The sequence below is a fragment of the Paracoccus sp. R12_2 genome (genome assembly GCF_017744015.1).
Lineage (GTDB): Bacteria > Pseudomonadota > Alphaproteobacteria > Rhodobacterales > Rhodobacteraceae > Paracoccus.
The window spans coordinates 227,216-241,813 of record NZ_JAGHRA010000001.1; the positions used below are offsets into that span (position 1 = coordinate 227,216).

At 65.5% G+C, this 14,598-nt stretch carries 11 protein-coding genes; 7 read left to right on the top strand and 4 right to left on the bottom strand.

From position 1 onward, the window contains the following. The first annotated feature begins 46 nt into the window (after positions 1-46). The 3 genes from J7359_RS01095 to gltB are packed head-to-tail and all read left to right on the top strand — an operon-like array spanning position 47 to position 5,768. The gene (locus J7359_RS01095; protein WP_209054677.1) at positions 47-805 is read left to right on the top strand and encodes a hypothetical protein; all 759 of its coding nucleotides are present in this window, start codon (positions 47-49) and stop codon (positions 803-805) included. After that, on the top strand, positions 802-1,224 hold the full coding sequence (locus tag J7359_RS01100) for a GFA family protein (RefSeq protein ID WP_209054678.1): 423 nt from the start codon (positions 802-804) through the stop codon (positions 1,222-1,224). Before J7359_RS01095 ends, J7359_RS01100 begins: the two co-directional genes overlap by 4 nt. Beyond that, the gene (gene gltB, locus J7359_RS01105) at positions 1,221-5,768 is read left to right on the top strand and encodes a glutamate synthase large subunit (RefSeq protein WP_209054679.1); all 4,548 of its coding nucleotides are present in this window, start codon (positions 1,221-1,223) and stop codon (positions 5,766-5,768) included. The genes J7359_RS01100 and gltB overlap by 4 nt, the downstream gene beginning before the upstream one ends. A gap of 70 nt (positions 5,769-5,838) precedes the next feature. On the opposite strand, the gene J7359_RS01110 is transcribed toward gltB, so the two are convergent. Both J7359_RS01110 and J7359_RS01115 read right to left on the bottom strand, forming a co-directional pair. Beyond that, entirely contained in the window at positions 5,839-6,291 is a 453-nt protein-coding gene (locus J7359_RS01110; protein ID WP_209054680.1) for a DoxX family protein, read from the bottom strand. Between the two features lie 78 nt (positions 6,292-6,369). Further along, a complete protein-coding gene (locus tag J7359_RS01115; RefSeq protein ID WP_209054681.1) occupies positions 6,370-6,684 on the bottom strand; it encodes a hypothetical protein in 315 nt (104 codons plus the stop codon). A 187-nt stretch (positions 6,685-6,871) separates the two neighbouring features. On the opposite strand from J7359_RS01115, the gene J7359_RS01120 reads away from it, so the two are divergent. The 4 genes from J7359_RS01120 (at position 6,872) to queG (ending at position 10,040) form a co-directional block, all read left to right on the top strand. Next, entirely contained in the window at positions 6,872-7,390 is a 519-nt protein-coding gene (locus J7359_RS01120; protein ID WP_209054682.1) for a DUF1269 domain-containing protein, read from the top strand. 53 nt (positions 7,391-7,443) lie between these two features. Continuing rightward, on the top strand, positions 7,444-8,178 hold the full coding sequence (gene mtgA / locus J7359_RS01125) for a monofunctional biosynthetic peptidoglycan transglycosylase (protein WP_209054683.1): 735 nt from the start codon (positions 7,444-7,446) through the stop codon (positions 8,176-8,178). Between the two features lie 79 nt (positions 8,179-8,257). Next, positions 8,258-8,944 carry a glutathione S-transferase family protein gene (locus J7359_RS01130; RefSeq protein ID WP_209054684.1) on the top strand — a complete coding sequence of 229 codons (687 nt, stop codon included), beginning with the start codon at positions 8,258-8,260 and terminating at the stop codon, positions 8,942-8,944. A 49-nt stretch (positions 8,945-8,993) separates the two neighbouring features. Further along, on the top strand, positions 8,994-10,040 hold the full coding sequence (queG, locus tag J7359_RS01135; RefSeq protein WP_209054977.1) for a tRNA epoxyqueuosine(34) reductase QueG: 1,047 nt from the start codon (positions 8,994-8,996) through the stop codon (positions 10,038-10,040). On the opposite strand, the gene J7359_RS01140 is transcribed toward queG, so the two are convergent. Together J7359_RS01140 and cobA are read right to left on the bottom strand one after the other, a co-directional pair. Further along, entirely contained in the window at positions 10,037-13,579 is a 3,543-nt protein-coding gene (locus J7359_RS01140) for a calcium-binding protein (protein WP_247740097.1), read from the bottom strand. The genes queG and J7359_RS01140 overlap by 4 nt on opposite strands. A gap of 102 nt (positions 13,580-13,681) precedes the next feature. Next, a complete protein-coding gene (gene cobA, locus J7359_RS01145) occupies positions 13,682-14,461 on the bottom strand; it encodes a uroporphyrinogen-III C-methyltransferase (RefSeq protein ID WP_348524310.1) in 780 nt (259 codons plus the stop codon). Between the last annotated feature and the right edge of the window lie 137 nt (positions 14,462-14,598).

Below are 14,598 nucleotides of genomic sequence, written 5' to 3' on the forward strand. Positions count from 1 at the left end.
CAGAACAGACACAGCGCGTGCACAGCACGTACACAGGCAACGCACGGTGGCCGTTGCGCGCAACGCCACCCGGCGCGGCGATGGATCAGTCATGCTGTCCTATCTGGCCGCGACGCTGGCGCTGGCCGCGGCATTGGCCGTCGCGCCCCACGCCGCCGAAGCCGCGACCTTCACCCCGCCGCAGGGCTGCAAGCTTGAGGTGACGGTGCAGAACCGCGGTTGTTCGGTCAGCCAGTATTACCGCTGCAGCGCCGATCCCGAAGGCGATCAGCGCAGCGCGATCTTTGGTCAGGACGGGCTGACGCATCTGTCGCGGATCGACGAAGAGACGCGCTGGATCGAAAGTGCCGATCCGCAGACCGGGCTGGAGGATCGGCTGGTCGAAGAAGCCAAGGATCACGCCAGTTTCAGCACGCTGCTGGACAGCGGTCGCGATGATTTCGATTTCTGGACCGTCTCGAACACTGGCGAGAGGCTGCACCATGTCGGTCAGGACGAGCTGACCGGCGAGACCGTCACCATCGACGGGGTCGAGCTGGAAAAGACCCGCTTCCGGCTGGTGACGCGCGACGAAAGCGGCGAGGCTCTGATCACACGGGAAGGTCAGCAGTTCATCAGCCGCACGATGCGCCGCTTTTATGGCGGGGTCGAGGAACAGAGCGACTGGACCGGCGAGACCCGCAATACCAATGACAGCCCGGTTCTGTTCAGCTTTCCCGGCGAAACCGGGTTCGGCGAGACCACGCCGCAATTCGATTGCGACCAGTTGATGACCAGCCTGAGGCTGCCGGAGGGCGGGGCATGACAACCACGCTTCACGGGCATTGCCTGTGCGGCGATGTCGCGATCACGCTGCGGGACTGGACGCCTGAAATCAGTGTCTGCCATTGCAGCATGTGCCGGCGTGCCGGGGGCGGGCTGATGGGTGGTTTCGTCGCGCCCGCAGACGCGGTGACGGTGACCGGCGAGGTGCGCCGGTATCGCGCCTCGGATTTCGCGGAACGCGCCTTCTGCCCGCGCTGTGGCGCCAATCTGTGGCTGCGCGACGACGGCGCCGATTACGAGCTGTCGCCGGGCCTGTTCGACGACGCCGCCCGCTTTCCCCTGATCCGCGAGGTCTATGCCGACTGCGCGCATCGCTTTGCATCATTCTCGGGCGATCATCCCAGGATCACCCGCACCGAATATGAATCCCACCAGCCCCATGTGGAGGCCGACAGATGACCAAGTTTTCGCCCGATTGGCAGCACCAGGAAGAATCCCTCCGCGACTGGATGGCCGAGAACAGCCTGTACCGGCACGATGACGAACATTCGTCCTGCGGCGTGGGCTTCGTCGTCGATCTGGACGGCAAGCCGCGCCGTCAGGTCGTGCAGAACGGCATCGACGCGCTGAAGGCGATCTGGCATCGCGGCGCGGTCGATGCGGACGGCAAGACCGGCGACGGGGCCGGCATCCATGTGCAGATCCCGGTGCCGTTCTTCTATGACCAGGTGCGCCGCACCGGCCACGAGCCCGATCAGGACAAGCTGATCGCGGTCGGTCAGGTGTTTCTGCCGCGCACCAATTTCGCGCAGCAGGAGACCTGCCGGACCATCGTGGAATCCGAGGTTCTGCGGATGGGCCACTATATCTATGGCTGGCGGCATGTTCCGGTGAACACCGCCGTTCTGGGCGAAAAGGCCAACACCACCCGCCCCGAGATCGAACAGATCCTGATCCGCTGCGAAAAGGACATCGACCAGGTCCAGTTCGAGCGTGAGTTGTACATCATCCGCCGCCGGATCGAGAAGGCGGCGATCGCCGCGCAGGTGACACAGCTTTACTTCTGTTCGCTGTCCTGCCGGTCGATCATCTACAAGGGCATGATGCTGGCCGAGCAGGTGGCCGAGTTCTATCCCGACCTGAAGGACGAACGGTTCGAAAGCGCCTTCGCGATCTATCACCAGCGTTATTCGACCAACACCTTCCCGCAATGGTGGCTGGCCCAGCCCTTCCGCATGCTGGCCCATAACGGCGAGATCAACACGCTGAAGGGCAACCTGAACTGGCTGAAAAGCCACGAGATCCGCATGGCCAGCAACGCCTTTGGCGACATGGCCGAGGACATCAAGCCGATCGTGCCGGGCGGGTCGTCGGATTCGGCGGCGCTGGATGCGGTGTTCGAGGTGATGGTGCGGTCGGGGCGCAGCGCGCCGATGACCAAGACCATGCTGGTCCCGGAAAGCTGGTCCAAGGCCACCACCGACATGCCCAAGGCATGGGCCGACATGTACGCCTATTGCAACGCCGTGATGGAGCCGTGGGACGGCCCCGCCGCGCTGGCGATGACCGACGGCCGCTGGGTCTGCGGCGGTCTGGACCGCAACGGATTGCGGCCGATGCGCTATGTCGTGACCGGCGACAACCTGCTGATCGCGGGGTCCGAGGTCGGCATGGTGCCGATCAACGAATCCAATGTGCGTGAAAAGGGCGCGCTGGGTCCGGGCCAGATGATCGCCGTCGATATGTGGGACGGCAAGCTGTATCACGACACCGACATCAAGGACCGGCTGGCCGCCAGCCAGCCATTCGGCGAATGGATCGAGAAGGTCGTCGACCTGAACGACATCATGCGCGAACTGCCCGAGGAGCACCGCTTCGAAGGGGACGAGCTGCGCCGCCGCCAGACCGCCGCCGGCTATACGATGGAAGAGCTGGAACATGTGCTGTCGCCGATGGCCGAGGACGGCAAGGAGGCGATCGCCTCGATGGGCGACGACACGCCACCCGCCGTGCTGTCGGGTCAGTATCGCCCGCTGAGCCATTTCTTCCGGCAGAATTTCAGCCAGGTCACCAACCCGCCCATCGACAGCCTGCGCGAAACCCGGGTCATGTCGCTGAAGACGCGGTTCGGCAACCTCAAGAACGTGCTGGACGAATCCAGTGCGCAGACGGAAATCCTGATCCTGGAAAGCCCGTTCATCGCGAATGGCGAATATGCCGAGATGTGCCGGATGTTCGGCGACGCGGTGACCTATATCGACTGCACCTTCCCCGACAACGCGGGTCAGGACGCGCTGGCCGACGGGCTGGCCCGGATCCGCGCCGAGGCCGAGGACGCGGTGCGGTCGGGTGCGGGACATCTGGTGCTGACGGATGAACATCAGGGTCGCGACCGGGTCGCGATGCCGATGATCCTTGCGACCAGCGCGGTGCATTCCTGGCTGACCCGCAAGGGGCTGCGCACCTTCTGTTCGATCAATGTGCGCGCCGCCGAGTGCATCGACCCGCATTACTTCGCGGTGCTGATCGGCAGCGGTGCGACCACGGTGAACCCCTATCTGGCGCAGGATTCCATTCAGGACCGGATCGATCGGGGCCTGCTGGAAGGCAGCCTGATCGACAATATGCGCCGCTATCGCGATGCGGTGGATGCCGGTCTGCTGAAGATCATGGCCAAGATGGGCATCTCGGTCCTGTCGTCCTATCGGGGCGGGCTGAACTTCGAGGCGGTCGGTCTGAGCCGCGCGATGGTCGCCGAATATTTCCCCGGCATGCATTCGCGCATCTCGGGGATCGGGCTGCACGGGCTGCAATCCAAGCTTGAGGCGCTGCACCAGAAGGCGTGGCATGCCGACAATGTCGAATTGCTGCCGGTCGGCGGCTTCTACAAGCTGCGCCGTTCGGGCGAGAAACACGCCTGGGAAGCCAACACGATGAAGATGCTGCAGATGGCCTGCGAAAAGGCCAGCTATGACATCTGGAAGCAGTTCAGCGCCACGATGCGGGCCAACCCGCCGATCCATATACGCGACCTGCTGGACATCAAGCCACTTGGCAAACCGGTTCCCATCGAGGAAGTGGAAAGCATCACCAGCATCCGCAAGCGCTTCGTGACGCCCGGCATGTCCTTGGGTGCGCTGTCGCCAGAGGCGCATATGACGCTGAACATCGCGATGAACCGGATCGGCGCGAAATCCGATTCGGGCGAGGGCGGAGAGGACCCGGCGCACAGCCACCCGCTGCCCAATGGCGACAACCCCTGCGCCAAGATCAAGCAGGTCGCCAGCGGCCGTTTCGGCGTCACCGCCGAATACCTGAACGCCTGCGAGGAATTGGAAATCAAGGTCGCCCAGGGCGCCAAGCCCGGCGAGGGTGGCCAGTTGCCCGGCATGAAGGTCACCAAACTGATCGCGCGGCTGCGTCACTCGACGCCGGGCGTGACGCTGATCTCGCCCCCGCCGCATCACGACATCTACTCGATCGAGGATCTGGCGCAGCTGATCTATGACCTGAAGCAGATCAACCCGCGCGCCAAGATCACCGTCAAGCTGGTGGCATCGTCCGGCGTCGGCACGATTGCGGCGGGCGTGGCCAAGGCCAAGGCCGACGTGATCCTGATCAGCGGCCATAACGGCGGCACGGGCGCTTCGCCCGCGACCAGCGTCAAGTTCGCCGGCCTGCCGTGGGAGATGGGCCTGACCGAGGCGCATCAGGTCCTGGCCATGAACCGCCTGCGCGAACGCGTGACGCTGCGCACCGATGGCGGTCTGCGTACGGGTCGCGACATCGTCATGGCGGCAATGATGGGCGCCGAGGAATACGGCATCGGCACCGCCGCGCTGATCGCCATGGGCTGCATCATGGTCCGTCAGTGCCAGTCGAACACCTGCCCGGTGGGCGTCTGCACGCAGGATGAAAAGCTGCGCGCGATGTTCACCGGATCGGCGGACAAGGTGGTGAACCTGATCACCTTCTACGCTCAGGAAGTTCGCGAGATCCTGGCCGGAATCGGCGCCCGCAGCCTGGACGAGGTGATCGGCCGCGCCGATCTGCTGACCCAGGTCAGCCGGGGCGCCGCGCATCTGGACGATCTGGACCTGAACCCGCTGCTGATCACCGTCGATGGCGCGGAAAAAATCGTCTATGATCGGTCCAAGCCGCGCAACGCCGTGATGGACACGCTGGATGCCGAAATCGTCAAGGACGCCGCCCGCTTCTTCGAGGAAGGCGAGAAGATGCAGCTGTCCTATGCGGTCCGCAACACCCAGCGGACGGTCGGCACCCGCACATCCAGCATGATCGTGCAGAAATTCGGGATGCGGAACAACCTGCAACCCGATCACCTGACGGTCCGCCTGACCGGCAGCGCCGGACAGTCGCTGGGGGCCTATGCCGCGCCGGGACTGAAGATCGAGGTGTCGGGCGATGCCAACGACTATGTCGGCAAGGGCCTGTCGGGCGGCACAATCGTCGTGCGCCCGCCGATGGCCAGCCCGCTTGTCGCCGAGGACAACACGATCATCGGCAACACGGTCCTTTACGGCGCGACCGGCGGCCAGTTGTTCGCCGCTGGACGCGCGGGCGAACGCTTCGCGGTCCGCAATTCCGGCGCCAATGTGGTGATCGAGGGCTGCGGCACCAATGGTTGCGAATACATGACCGGCGGCGTTGCGGTGATCCTGGGCCGGATCGGGACCAATTTCGGGGCCGGGATGACCGGCGGGATGGCCTATCTGTACGATCCCGAGGGCGTGGCGCGCGACTATATCAACGCGGAAACGCTGGTCATGTGCCCGGTCACGCAGGATCACTGGGAAACCGAACTGCGCGACCTGATCGAACGCCATCATGTGCAGACCATGTCGAAGAAGGCCGAGACGATCCTGCAGAACTGGGATCGCGAGAAGGGCAATTTCCTGCAGGTCTGCCCCAAGGAGATGCTGGCCCATCTGCCGCATCCGATCGAGGCGGTCGAAACCCCCAGCGCGATGCCGGCCGAATAGGCGCGGACCCCGCACCGGGATACATTGGGACGCGGCCCCTGCGGGCCGCGTCCTTTTCGTTATGCGGTTGTCAGAACTGGCGGCCGATCAGGCGGTCCAGCGACCAGCGCCCGCCGCCATGGGCCACGAAATACAGCGTGATCCCCAGCCAGATCAGCGACAGTTCCGCCCCGGGATAGCCCTCGGCCTTCATGATCCAGTGGAAATAGACCGTCACCAGCAGCACGATCGAGGTGGCCAGCGCGGCAGGGCGGGTCAGCAGCCCCAGCACCAGCAGCAGACCGCCGATGAATTCGGTGCCCGCCAGCGCCGGCGACCACAGCCAGCCGGGATGAAAGCCGATGCTTTCGACCATGCCGGTCGCGCCCATCGGATTGCTGATCTTGGGCAGCCCGTGCACCATGAAGGCGATCCCCGCGATGACGCGCATATAGGTCACGCTGATCGGCGACAGCAGGGCATAAAGGGGTTTCAGTTGCGGCACGATCAGGCCGCGCGTCTGGGTGGATGTGTCAGTCGTCATGTTTATCCTCGGGAAAGGCGCGCGCGTCGCGGCGCCGTGTATCGGATGGCAACCGGCACCATGCCGGTCACGGGAAGCTCAGCCGATCGCCGTGCGCGGGGGGCGCCATGGCGCATCGCAAACATGTGCGCCCCGCATCGGCAGGATGGCGATCAGGCCGGGTGCGGCGCGGGCGCGGGGGATGTCTGCGCGATCCACGGCGGGAAACAGCTCGCAGCAGGGGCCGGACTTGTCTGCGGTTCCGGTCTGTGCAGCGGGCGGGGCCATTGCATGGCACATGTTCGCGGCGTGGATCTGCGGCGAACACACGGACCGGGCCGGCGCCTGCGATGCCGCCGCGAAGGTCATCGACAGAATCGATGCGATCAGCGTCAGCGCGGCCAGATACCTCATCCGTGAGACCGAAGATTGTTGTGCCATATCCGCCGCTTCTATGACCCGACGCGACACCGTGCCGCAACCCCGACTGGCCGTCGATCACGCAGAGATGTGCGCCCATGCCCAGCCGGTGCTTGACCGAATCCCGGCCCTGGCGTCTGGTTTCGGCGGCACTGTCATGCAACAGCAGCGGAGAATCGCCATGTCCGAACTGATCGTCATCGCCTTCGACGATGAAACCACCGGTTTCGAGATGCGGGCCGAACTGGTCAAGATGCAGAAGGATTACCTGATCGAGATGGAGGACGCCGTCGTCGTCACCCGCGATGGCGAGGACGACATCAAGCTGCATCAGGCCGTCAACCTGACGGCGGCCGGCGCGGTCGGCGGCGGTTTCTGGGGCTCGTTGATCGGACTGGTGTTCCTGAACCCGCTTCTGGGCGCGGCGGTGGGCGCGGGTGCCGGGGCGCTGGCCGGACGCTTTACCGATATCGGCATCAACGACGATTTCATGCGCGAGGTCGGCCATTCGCTGCAACCGGGCGGCTCGGCCGTTTTCGTGCTGGTGCGCAAGATGACCGCCGACAAGGTGCTGGACCGGTTGGAGCATTTTCACCACAAGGGCAGGGTTCTGCAGACCTCGCTGTCCAAGGCCGACGAGGAAAAGCTGCGCGAGGCGCTGTCGGGACAGCACCCGCCGGCCGTGCCCGACGCGTCCTGATCGCCGCAGCGGCGACTTGACGGGGCGGCAGGGCGCGTGACAAAGCCCTGTCCATGATCCTGCGTGCGCTGTTCCGCCCTCCGGTCGCCGAGGCGCCACCCGAAAAGGGCAAGACTTCCGCCGCGAAACGCTGGCGGCCGTTGCGTCGCGTGCTGATCTGGCTGCGCTGGTTCGTCCTGCGCGTCCTGTTGCTGATGGCGGTGCTGGTCGGCGTCTATGCGCTGATCAACCCGCCGACGACCTGGACCATCGTGGCCGAAGCGCGCAATCATCGCATCCAGCCACGGGACTGGGCCCGGATCGACGACATCTCGCCCGCCATGCGGCGCGCGGTGGTCGCGGCCGAGGATGCGAATTTCTGCCTGCATTGGGGCTTTGACATGACCGAGATCCGCAAGGTCGTGGCGTCGGGGTCCAGCCGGGGCGCATCGACGATCACCCAGCAGACCGCCAAGAACGTGTTTCTGTGGCAGGGCAGAAGCTGGCCGCGCAAGCTGCTGGAGACGGTCTATACCCCGATGATCGAGGCGCTGTGGTCCAAGCGGCGGATCCTTGAGGTCTATCTGAACGTGGCCGAATTCGGGCCGGGCATCTTTGGCGTGGGCGCCGCGGCGCGCGCCCATTACGGCGTCACGCCCGCGGAACTGACGCCGGTGCAGGCCGCGCGACTGGCCGCCGTCCTGCCGGCACCGAAATCGCGCAGCGCAACCCGCGCCTCGGCCCGGTCGCGGTCGATTGCCGATGGCGCGGCGACGATTGCGCGGGATGGCCGCGCGGACTGCCTGTGAGGCGCGCGTTCCGGTTGAAACGCCGCCCCCCCGGCCTTATCAAGGCGCCGTTGCGAATGAAGGGGGTCTCGAGCAGTCGATGAACAACAATACGCAGACCACGCGACTTTACCATTCCATGCTGTCGCCGTTTTGCCGCAAGGTGCGGCTGGTTCTGGCCGAGAAGAAGATTGAGGTCGAACTGGTCGAAGAGAAATACTGGGAAAATCCGCCCGATCTGAAACGCCGCAATCCCGCCGGAAAGCTGCCGGTGCTGCGCCATCGCGGCAACATGCTGGCCGAAAGTCAGGCAATCATCGAATATCTGGACGAGGCCGTGCCCGAGCCCGCCCTGATGCCGCGCCAGCCGCTGGAGCGTCACGAGGTGCGCCGGCTGTGCGCGTGGTTCGACGACAAGTTCAACGCCGAGGTGACCTTGCCGATCATGACCGAGCGGGTCTGGAAAAAGGTCATGCGGTCCGGCTATCCCGACAGCCGGGCGGTCAAGGACGGCCTGCGCGCCATCAAGGAACATATCGACTATCTGACCACGCTGCTGGAGGAACGCCGCTGGCTTGCCGGAAACAGCCTGTCGCTGGCCGATTTCACCGCCGCCGCGCATTTTTCCTGCCTGGACTATATCTCGGACGTGGACTGGGACCGGTCGGACGCGGTGCGCGACTGGTATGCCACGATCAAGTCACGCCCCGCCTTTCGCGGCGTGCTGGCCGATCAGGTGCCGGGCATCCACCCGGCCGCGCATTATGCCGAACTTGACTTCGGATAAGGATGGGGGGCGCCGCCCCCCATCGCCTGACGGCGATCCCCCCCGGGGTATTTCGGCAAACGAGAAACTGAAAGACGCGCTGGCCGCCGAGGCCGAGGCGATCGGGTTCGCCAAGATGCGCATTGCCCGCCCCGACGCCGTGCCCGAGATCGCCGGTCGGCTGCAGTCGTTCCTGCGCGCCGGACGGCATGGGCAGATGGGCTGGATGGCCGAGCGCAGCCATTGGCGCGGCGATCCCTCGGCGCTGTGGCCCGAAGCCCGCGCGGTGATCATGCTGGCCGATCTTTATACCCCCGACCATGATCCGATGGCCGTGCTGGAGGCGCGCGACCGGGCGGCGATCAGCGTCTATGCCCAGGGGCGCGATTATCACGACCTGGTCAAGAAGCGACTGAAGCGGCTGGGGCGCTGGTTGCTGGAACAGGCGCGAGGCCATGAAATCAAGGTCTTCGTGGATACCGCCCCGGTCATGGAAAAGCCGCTGGCGCAGGCCGCCGGGCTGGGCTGGCAGGGCAAGCATACCAACCTGCTGGCCCGCGATCTGGGAAGCTGGTTCTTTCTGGGGGCGATCTTCACGACGCTGGACCTGCCCGAGGACGCGCCCGAGGGCGAGCATTGCGGCAGTTGCCGGGCCTGTCTGGACATCTGTCCGACCGACGCGTTTCCCGCCCCGTTCCAGCTGGATGCGCGGCGCTGCATTTCCTATCTGACGATCGAACACAAGGGCCCGGTCGATCCGGATCTGCGGCCGCTGATGGGCAACCGGATCTATGGCTGCGACGACTGTCTGGCGGTCTGCCCGTGGAACAAGTTCGCGCGCGAAGGTGCCGAGATGCGCTATCGCGGCCTTGTCGGCGCCCCGCCGCTGGCCGAACTGGCCGCGCTGGACGATGCAGGATTCCGTGAGCGATTTTCGGGCAGTCCGATCAAGCGCATCGGCCGCGACCGGCTGGTGCGCAACGTGCTGTATGCGATCGGCAATTCCGGCACGCCCAGTCTGAGACCGGTCACCCAGGCCCTGACCGAAGACGCAGACGGCGCGGTGGCCGACGCGGCAAGATGGGCAGCGATGCGGCTGGACGGCACGCGCGGCTAAAGCAGGAAATCGTCGCCATCCAGGGTCAGGTGCCCGTCAAGCCGGATCTGCATGTCGGCGCGTCCATCACCATCGACATCCACGATGACCCGGGTTTCATCACCGCTATGAAACCAGCGCAGCTGATGGTCGTCCGAAAAGCCCCGGTTGCCCCGATACCTCAGGTCCAGCGCGCTGAGATCCAGCCGGTCCTGTCCGGGCGTGAAATCCAGGATCAGGTCGGAGTGCCGGCCGGTCCCGCTGTCCCTGAGGGAATCGTAGCGAAAGACGTCGGCACCGGCATTTCCTATCAGCCGGTCGGCCCCGGAACCACCGATGAGCGTGTCGTTGCCCACATCTCCGCGAAGCTGGTCGTCGCCGTCCCCGCCCGAGATCAGATCGTCACCGGTTCCGCCGATCAGGATATCATTGTCGCCGCCGCCGTCCAGCGTGTCGCCGCCATCGCCGCCAACCAGCGTATCATCATCCCACCCGCCGCGCAGCAGATCATCGCCCGTGCCGCCGATCAGATAGTCGTGGCCAGCGCCGCCGCTGAGGGAATCCCGACCCCAGCCTCCGTCCAGGCGATCGTTGCCATCATCGCCCCACAACCGGTCGTCACCCCCACCGCCGTAGATCCGGTCATCGCCATCGCCGCCATACAGGCTGTCACGCCCGGCATCGCCGTAAAGCCTGTCCAGCCCGGCATCCCCGCGCAAAAGATCGTTGCCCAGATTTCCATACAGAAGATCGTTGCCGTTGCCGCCGTAGATGGCGTCGTTGTCCATCTCTCCGTGGATGGTATCGTGGCCCCAGTCGCCCTTCAGCGTGTCGCGTCCCCAGCCGCCGTAAAGCAGGTCGTTCCCGGCCTGACCGAAAAGCCGGTCCCAGCCGCGGCCCGAGGTCAGCGTGTCGTTTCCGGTCCCGCCGATCAGCCGGTTGTGGCCCAGCATCGAGGTGATCCGATCATCACCAGCACCGCCGTCCATGCGGTCATTGCCGGAATCGCCTTCCAGCATGTCGTTCCCGTTTCCGCCCGACAGCGTGTCATAGCCATTGCCACCCCACAGGGAGTCATCGCCGTCGCCGCCCGACAGGCTGTCATTGTCGGACTGCCCCAGCAGCCTGTCATTGCCCGCATCGCCGTTGATCGTGTCCCGGCCCCAGCCGCCCTCCAACAGGTCATGGCCATCGCCGCCATGCATCAGGTCATAGCCGCTGCCCGCAACCAGCGTATCGTTTCCCGCGCCGCCGATCAGCCGGTTATGTCCCGATGAATCAACCAGCCGGTCATTGCCGTCGCCGCCATTCAGCGTGTCGTTTCCGCCCTCGCCATCCAGGGTGTCATTGCCGTCATCGCCCCAGATGCGGTCATTGCCGTTTCCGCCCGCGATCCGGTCTGCGCCTTCTCCGCCATGGAGGTCGTCGTTTCCGACCCGCCCCCAAAGCGCGTCATTGCCCGCATCGCCGTACAGAGTGTCGTTGCCCCAGCCGCCATACAGCGCGTCCCAGCCACCGCCGCCATACATCAGATCATAGCCGCCGCCCGCGTTCAGCGTGTCGTCGCCATCGCCTGCGACAAAACGGTTGTGGCCCGCCAGATCCGTCAACTGGTCGTCGCCTGCATCGCCGACCAGCGTGTCGTCGTCATCGCCGCCATCGATGCTGTCATTGCCGTCGCCGCCATACAGGCTGTCCTGACCGGCGCCGCCGGTCAGCGTGTCGGCGCCATCGCCGCCATAGGCAAGATCGTTGCCTGCATCGCCGGCCAGATGATCGTCACCCGCGTCGCCGAACAGGGTGTCCCGGCCCGCGGCACCGATGATCCGGTCGTCGCCGTCACCGCCGCGCAGCACGTCGTCGCCGCCTTGTCCAAGAACGGTGTCGGCACCCGCGCCGGCGGAAACAATGTCATTTCCCGCGCCGGCATCGATATAGTCGCCGCCCTGGCCGCCCGTCATCTGGTCGGCATCTGCGGTGCCGAACAGCCATCTGCCGATATCCGACGGCGCATCATCGGGCGTGATATCCACCGGGTCGCGTTCGGGCAGCCAGTAATGCGCGATGGGAAACATCGCGTTGCTGAAATCCGCAGCCTCCAGCGGCGTGCGGTCGCGACTGCGGACATCCAGGATCGAATTGCCATAGGTGATGCGGATGCCCCAGTCATAGGACTGGAAGCCAAGCTGCCAGGTGCTGCGGATCATCCCCAGCATCGACAGGTCCAGCCGGTCGGCGCCAAGTTCGAAATCATGCACGATCACCCGCCCGTCGAAACGGGTGACAACGAAGGTATCGGCGCCCTCGCCGCCGACAAGCATGATATCCTCGCTGGCCGTCACCAGAATGTCGTCGCCCGCCCCGCCCTCCAGCCGGGTGGTGCCGGCCTGCGCCACCAGCATGTCGTCACCGGCGCCGCCCGACACCGTTCCCTGCCCCGCAAACGCGGTCTGGCCAAGGTCACCGGGATCCAGCACCAGTTGCGTCACCCCCGTTTCGGACTGGCTGGCGACAAACAGTGCGATCTTGCCGTCGATCACCTGCGCGGCGATGGCGCTGACATCGGACAGCGTCATGCCATTGCTGTCGGCGATGGATTGCAGGAACAGCAGCCGGCCGTCGGGCAGCAGCGTGAAGACGCTGACCCCGTCATCGGCCCCCGCCGCGATGACGTAGCCGCGCCCATCGACGACAACGGTCGCCAGCCCGGTGATGTTCTGAAAGCGGGTCGTCAGTTCGTCGATGATGTAATCGGTCGCGGTCAGGCTGCCATCCGCGCCAAGCCGAAAGACCGACAGCGAGGACGAGGACGACGCCCCGACGACCAGGAAGGTCTTGCCGCCGAACTGCAGCGTGCCGACATGGGCGGGAATGTCGTATCCCATCCCCTGTGCCGCGACATGCATCGCCCCCGCGCCCAGCACGCCATCCTCGCCGATCCGGTGGGTCGAGATGAAATTCCCGCCCGACGAAATCGCCACCAGCAGCCGCTGGTTGCCGACCGTCACGTCAAGAAGCTGGTCAAGTCCGGCGCCGGGGATCGCATCGCTGGCGGGCAGTTGCAGTGTCGAGCGGGTCTGCAGGCTGCCATCGGGCAGCACGCGCTGAACCTTCAGCGTAAGGTCGCCCGCATGTCCCGAATAGATGAAATCCCCCGCCGCGCTGGAAAAATGCCCCAGCGCCGTGACCCGGTCGCCAAGCTGCCCGGACGGAAACAGCCCGTCAAAGCCCGACAGGTTGCCAAGCCCGTCCACCGGAATTCCCAGATCGACCGCCCCGCCAAGCTGGCCAAGATGCAGGAAACTGCCGTCCGGCAGGTCGAGAATCGCCAGTTCCGGATCGCCCTGATAGGTGAAGTCCTGCGGGTACCCCAGTCCCTGAACCAGATGCAGCCCGGTTTCGGCACCACCGATCGCGAAGCTGGCCACGCCGCCGCCGACATGGGTTGTGCTGAACAGCATCCACTGTCCCCCGATGCGGGCGACCGCCAGATCGGTGACATTCGAAAGCCAGCTTGTTTCCGTGGTCCCATAGGTGACCACGAGGCGATGGGATAGCATGTCCTGTCCGCGCACAAAGTCCCAGACCCGTCCGAATCTAGGGGTGAGCGCTTAACAAGCCATGCATGCGGGTGTCGGTAACAGGCCGAATTAGCCGACATTTTAGCTGTCTTCTTCGGAACCTTCCCCGGCGCCACGAAAGGCCAGCGGCCCATACAGGATCAGGCCGGGCTGGCTGACCTCGGCGTTCTCCATCATTCTGGCCAGCGCCTCGACGGTGGTCCGCACCAGTCGCTGATGGGGGTGTCCCACGGCTTCGGCGAACAGCGCCGGGGTGGTGCCCGGCAGCCCGTGGTCGCGCAACCCGCGGGCCAGTCTCGGAAAGCTGCGCTGGCCCATGAACACGACCGTCGTCACGGACGGATCGGCGATGGCGGCCCAGTTGATGTCCTCGGGCAGTTGGCCGGTCACGTCGGCGCCGGTCACGAACTGCACCCGCCGCGCGGTCAGGCGGCGTGTCAGCGGCAGACCCGCCGCCGCCGCCGCCGCGCTGGCCGAGGTGACGCCTGGCACGATCTCGAACGGGATCGCGGCATCGGTCAGGGCGATCAGTTCCTCTTCCAGCCGCCCGAAGATGCCCGCGTCGCCGGATTTCAGCCGCACCACCCGGCGTCCGGCCCGCGCGTGGCTGACCAGCAGCGCGTTGACGTGATCCTGCCGCGCCGAGGGCCGACCGGCGCGCTTGCCGACCGCGATCAGTTCGGCATCCGGCCCCGCATGGTCCAGCACCGGCCCCGACGCCAGATCGTCGAACAACACCACCTCGGCCTCGGCCAGACGGCGCGCGGCTTTCAGCGTCAGCAGCTCGGGGTCGCCCGGTCCCGCCGACACAAGCGATACGAAGCCGGGGGATCTTGCAGGATCGGGCACTGGATCGGGCACTGGGGCAATGGCTTTCGCTGCGGCAACCTGACGTCTGCTATACCACCCCGCCCGGTTCTGACAATGCTGCGGCGATGCGCGGGCTGTCGGAAAACCCGCTTTGCGAAGGAAACTTTCTGCCGCGTCATGCGTGTGTC

Excerpts from the sequence above, each read along its gene's own strand:
- J7359_RS01140 (WP_247740097.1), bottom strand. The coding sequence starts at position 13,579 with ATGCTATCCCATCGCCTCGTGGTCACCTATGGGACCACGGAAACAAGC.
- mtgA (WP_209054683.1), top strand. The coding sequence starts at position 7,444 with ATGATCCTGCGTGCGCTGTTCCGCCCTCCGGTCGCCGAGGCGCCACCC.
- gltB (WP_209054679.1), top strand. The coding sequence starts at position 1,221 with ATGACCAAGTTTTCGCCCGATTGGCAGCACCAGGAAGAATCCCTCCGC.
- J7359_RS01100 (WP_209054678.1), top strand. The coding sequence starts at position 802 with ATGACAACCACGCTTCACGGGCATTGCCTGTGCGGCGATGTCGCGATC.
- J7359_RS01110 (WP_209054680.1), bottom strand. The coding sequence starts at position 6,291 with ATGACGACTGACACATCCACCCAGACGCGCGGCCTGATCGTGCCGCAA.
- J7359_RS01115 (WP_209054681.1), bottom strand. The coding sequence starts at position 6,684 with ATGAGGTATCTGGCCGCGCTGACGCTGATCGCATCGATTCTGTCGATG.
- J7359_RS01120 (WP_209054682.1), top strand. The coding sequence starts at position 6,872 with ATGTCCGAACTGATCGTCATCGCCTTCGACGATGAAACCACCGGTTTC.
- J7359_RS01130 (WP_209054684.1), top strand. The coding sequence starts at position 8,258 with ATGAACAACAATACGCAGACCACGCGACTTTACCATTCCATGCTGTCG.